General features: G+C 62.7%; 1 pseudogene. It reads right to left on the reverse strand.

Annotation, left to right across the window (positions count from 1 at the left end):
• Nucleotides 1-568, reverse strand: a pseudogene (locus A5724_RS17790) (AMP-binding protein); the annotation flags it as partial.

The following is a 568-nucleotide window of genomic DNA, read 5'->3' on the forward strand; positions in this document are numbered from 1 at the left end:
AGCTTGCGGATACCGGTCAACAGCCCGTTCTCCAGCGTGAACGGTGTTGTCTCGATGATGAAGTCGCGCGGAATCTCATAGGACTGCAGGTTCGCGGCCTTCGCGACCTCCTGCAGCGATTCGCTGATCAGCGGTTTGAGTTCGTCTTCGGACCAGCGTGCCAGCGCCTCGGGGGTGGGCACGATCACCGCCAGCAGATACGACCGCGCACTGTTGCCGTAGACGAAAATCTGGCGCACCAGCGGGCTGTCACCGAACACCGCCTCCAGCTTCGCCACCGTGACGAACTCGCCCTGAGACAGCTTGAGCACATTGTTGCGCCGGTCCACATACTCCAACCGGTCAGCACCCAACTCGGCGACGATGTCGCCGGTCCGGTAGTAGCCGTCGTCGTCGAACACCTCGGCGGTGACCTCGGGCCGCCGATAGTAACCGGGGAACATCGCCTCGGACTTGAGCAACAACTCGCCACGCGGATACGGACGGTCGGTACTGAAGTAGCCAAGATCCGGCACATCGACCAGCTTGTAGTCGATCACCGGCGGCCGCTGCACCCGACCGTCGGTCT

Source organism: Mycobacterium sp. ACS1612, from assembly GCF_001667505.1.
Taxonomy (GTDB): domain Bacteria; phylum Actinomycetota; class Actinomycetes; order Mycobacteriales; family Mycobacteriaceae; genus Mycobacterium.